Genomic DNA, 4,359 nt, shown 5'->3' with positions numbered 1-4,359 from the left:
TTGCCTCGTAGGAAGAAGTGAAGCCACCGAACATTCTAGCTGCTGTAGCTGGATGAAACCAAAAGCGGAAGCGGCTCGTTTAGAACAAGAGGGTGTTGGAACTCCTGACGTAGAGGCGCTTTTTGCCTCGTAGGAAGGCGTGAAACGACCGACTGTTCTAGCCGCTGTAGCTGGATGTGACAAACCGGAAACAAAACAACTAAGAGACTTGATGTCATATCAAGTCTCTTTCTTTCATGAAAGGAGAATGTATGATGGAAACTATGCCAAATTGGTTAATGCAACGTGCGTTTTTAACACCAGATCGAACTGCAATTGAAATAGAGGAAGAGAAAGTTAATTTTATGCAGCTGCATGAAACAGTAGTATCTGTTTGTGAACGTCTCACGCATGTTGGAGTGAAGCGAGGGCAAAAGGTGGCTGTTCTGATGAAAAATGGTATGGAGATGATTACAGTTATTCACGCCCTATCGTACGTAGGGGCAGTAGCTGTGCTTTTAAATACGCGTCTTTCAAGAGAAGAGCTACTTTGGCAAATGGATGATGCTGAAGTTATTTGTTTAGTGACCGATCAAGAATTTGATGCTAAAGATGTTCCTGTCTATTCATTCGCCGAAGTGATGAATGGACCAAAAGAGGAAGCCTCTATACAAGAAGAGTTTTATTTAGAAGAAGCGATGACAATTATTTATACGTCTGGGACGACAGGAAAACCGAAAGGCGTTATTTTAACGTACGGTAATCATTGGGCAAGTGCGGTTGGCTCTTCGCTTAACTTAGGGCTTCGTGATGATGATTGTTGGTTAGCTTGTATGCCGATGTTCCACGTTGGCGGACTATCTCTTTTAATGAAAAATATTATGTATGGCATGCGCATTTTACTCGTTCCGAAATATGATGCGGATTTTATTCATAAAGCACTTCAAACGAGAGGCGTAACGATTATTTCAGTCGTATCAAAAATGTTAACTGATTTATTAGAGAGACTTGGAGAAGAAACATATCCATCTTCTTTACGATGTATGTTACTTGGCGGAGGACCAGCGCCAAAACCGTTACTCGAAACGTGTGTAGATAAAGGAATTCCTGTGTATCAAACGTACGGTATGACAGAAACGTCTTCGCAAATTTGTACGTTGTCCGCAGATTACATGTTAACGAAAGTAGGATCAGCTGGAAAGCCACTATTTCAGTGCCAACTTCGTATTGAAAAAGATGGCGTAGTAGTGCCGCCACATGCGGAAGGTGAAATTGTAGTAAAAGGACCAAACGTAACAGGTGGTTACTTTAACCGTGAAGATGCGACGCGTGAGACTATTCAAAACGGATGGCTTCATACTGGCGACCTCGGTTATTTAGATGAAGAAGGATTTTTATACGTATTAGATCGCCGCAGTGATTTAATTATTTCTGGCGGAGAGAATATATATCCGGCTCAAATTGAAGAAGTGTTGCTGTCCCATCCAGCGGTAGCGGAAGCTGGTGTTGTAGGTATGACTGATGATAAATGGGGACAAGTACCCGCTGCTTTTGTTGTGAAAAGCGGGGCGGTAACAGAAGAAGAAATTCTTCACTTTTGCGAGGAGAAATTAGCGAAATATAAAGTGCCGAAGAAAGCATGTTTCTTAGAGGAATTACCACGTAACGCTTCGAAAAAATTGTTAAGACGAGAGTTAAGAGAATTAGTGGAGGAGATGTAGGTGGAAATAAAAAAAGCGACACTGTATATAACGGAAATGCCACTCGTAATCCCGTTTGCTGCAAGCTACGGGACTTACGAAAAGCGTGAGAGTATCGTTATTGAATTAGAAGATGAAGACGGGTACATTGGATTTGGCGAAGTCGTTGCGTTCTCTGAACCGTGGTATACGGAAGAAACGGTGAAGACGGCGCTGCATGTACTGCAAGACTTTTTAATACCTGATTTATTAAAGGCTGAAATTTCTCATCCAAATGAGGTACCGGGTCTATTTCAACATATAAAAAGAAACCGAATGGCAAAGGCCGGAATTGAAGGGGCTGTTTGGGATTTATATGCGAAGTGTCAAAAGAAATCGTTAGCGACAGTGCTTGGCGGAACGAAGTCTGAAATTGAAGTCGGCGTTGTAATTGGGATCAATACGATTCCGGTTATGTTAAAACAAATCGAGAAGTACGCAGAAGAAGGATACGAGCGTTTTAAAGTGAAAATAAAGCCAGAGCATGATTACGAATTATTGAAAGAGATTCGAAAAGAGTTTCCGCATATCCCGCTAATGGCAGATGCAAATTCAGCATATACATTAGGGGATACGGAGAGGCTGAAACGACTAGATGAATTCCAATTAATGATGATTGAACAACCGTTAGCCGAGTATGATTTTCTTGATCACGCGGAGTTGCAAAAGAAAATTGAAACGCCGATTTGTTTAGATGAAAGTATTCATAGTTTAGAAGATGCACGCGTTGCGATTACCCTTGGTAGCTGCCGCATCGTTAATATTAAACCAGGGCGAGTGGGCGGATTAACAGAATCGGTTCAAATCCATAATTATTGCATGGAGCACAACATACCCGTTTGGTGCGGCGGTATGGTGGAGATGGGGATTTCAAGAGCACAAAATGTTGCGCTTGCCTCATTGCCGAACTTTACGATTCCAGGCGATATATCTGCTTCTAGCAGACATTGGGAGCAGGATATTATTTCGCCGGAAGTGATGCTTGAGAGCGGGAAAGTTATGGTGCCGCAAAGTGTTGAAGCTGAGTATGAAGTAGACCGCGGAAGGTTGGCGGAGATCACGAAACAGCGAATTGTTTTGGAGCGGTAACTTGAGTCTTTAAAGTAGCGGGCGAATTTCGTTGTTAATTGTCGGTAAGTCGATATATTTCAATAATCGCTGATATAATGCGAGTTACGGTCGATATAATTGAGAAATCGCCGATATAATTCAAGTTATGGTCGATATATTTGGAAAATCGCTGATATAATTTTATTTACAAAGGTTACTCTAACGGGTAACCTTTTCGTATTGTACAAATGGGATAGACTAGTTTACAATCGAGCGTATAAAAGGGGGAGTAAAATGAAGCGCATTTCAATTTTAATAGTGGATGATGAGGCAGAAATTGCTGATTTAATTGAGATACATTTAGAAAAAGAAGGGTACCACGTCGTGAAGGCAGCGGACGGGGAAGAGGCTGTTCATATTATTGAAACGCAGCCAATCGACTTAGTGGTTTTAGATATTATGATGCCGAAAATGGATGGGTATGAAGTGACGCGTCAAATTCGCGCGAAGCACCATATGCCAATCATATTCTTAAGTGCGAAAACTTCGGACTTTGATAAGGTGACAGGTCTTGTATTAGGCGCAGATGATTATATGACGAAACCTTTTACACCGATTGAATTAGTTGCGCGTGTAAATGCACAATTACGTAGGTTTCTTACGTTAAATCAGCCGAAAGTAGAGGAGAATAAATCTGCTTTAGAGGTAGGCGGGGTCGTGATTGATCCTGAGCGAAGAACAGTAAATGTGTACGGAGAACAAGTTGAATTAACGCCGAAAGAGTTTGATATTTTATATTTATTAGCGAGCCATCCGAAGAAAGTGTACAATGTGGAAAACATTTTTCAGCAAGTATGGGCTGATGATTATTATGAAGGCGGAAATACAGTTATGGTACATATTCGTACGTTGCGGAAAAAGCTTGGGGAAGATAAAAGAAAGGATAAATTAATAAAAACAGTGTGGGGAGTAGGTTATACTTTCAATGGCTAATATGATGAAAAGTTTTCGATTTAAAATGATTGCCTTATTTGCGTTAAGTATGGTGCTTGCAGCAACTGTAACTTATATAATTTATAAAGGATTGCAGCTGTATTATAAAACGATGGTTCGCTACGAAGAGCCTTTAGCGCAATTTAGGTCAGTGGTAAGGGAATTTGGAGACATTAACTTCTTTTTAATTTTCTTTATTCCGTTATCTATTATCTTTTTCTTCTTTTTGACAAAACCGTATTTAAAGTATTTTAGTGAGATTTCTAACGGGATTCATCATCTTGCGAACGGTAACTTTACGAATAAAGTTCAAGTTTCATCAAACGATGAGTTTGGAGATATCGCACGTGAAATAAATGTTGCGAGTGAAAAGTTAAAAGAAGCGGTGGAAAGAGGAGACTTTGCTGAAAGTAGTAAAGATCAGCTCGTTGTAAACTTAGCTCATGATTTAAGAACTCCATTAACATCCGTGTTAGGGTATTTAGATTTAATTCTTAAAGATGAGAATTTAACAAAAGAACAAATTAAACATTTCTCCACAATTGCATATACGAAATCGCAAAGGCTCGAAAGTTTAATTGATGAGTTATTTGAAATT

4 protein-coding genes are annotated in these 4,359 nt (G+C 40.1%); all 4 read left to right on the top strand.

Features of this window, described 5'->3' with window-relative positions; translation table 11 throughout:
- Positions 1 to 254 precede the first annotated feature (254 nt).
- Positions 255 to 1,700: an o-succinylbenzoate--CoA ligase gene (locus HMPREF2590_RS27620; protein ID WP_000449565.1), complete on the top strand. Its 1,446-nt coding sequence runs from the start codon at positions 255 to 257 to the stop codon at positions 1,698 to 1,700.
- Complete coding sequence (gene menC, locus HMPREF2590_RS27615) at positions 1,701 to 2,807, top strand: o-succinylbenzoate synthase (RefSeq protein WP_050822154.1); 1,107 nt, start codon at positions 1,701 to 1,703, stop codon at positions 2,805 to 2,807. It abuts the gene before it with no gap.
- A 255-nt stretch (positions 2,808 to 3,062) separates the two neighbouring features.
- Positions 3,063 to 3,761, top strand: coding sequence for a response regulator transcription factor (locus HMPREF2590_RS27610; RefSeq protein ID WP_050822153.1), 699 nt, complete (start codon positions 3,063 to 3,065; stop codon positions 3,759 to 3,761).
- Positions 3,754 to 4,359 (top strand): sensor histidine kinase (locus HMPREF2590_RS27605; protein ID WP_141763560.1); only part of this gene is annotated, 606 nt, incomplete at its 3' end. The genes HMPREF2590_RS27610 and HMPREF2590_RS27605, both read left to right, overlap by 8 nt.

This window comes from Bacillus sp. HMSC036E02 (assembly GCF_001836235.1).
GTDB lineage: Bacteria > Bacillota > Bacilli > Bacillales > Bacillaceae_G > Bacillus_A > Bacillus_A cereus.
This window is presented reverse-complemented; position numbering and strand designations above follow the sequence as displayed.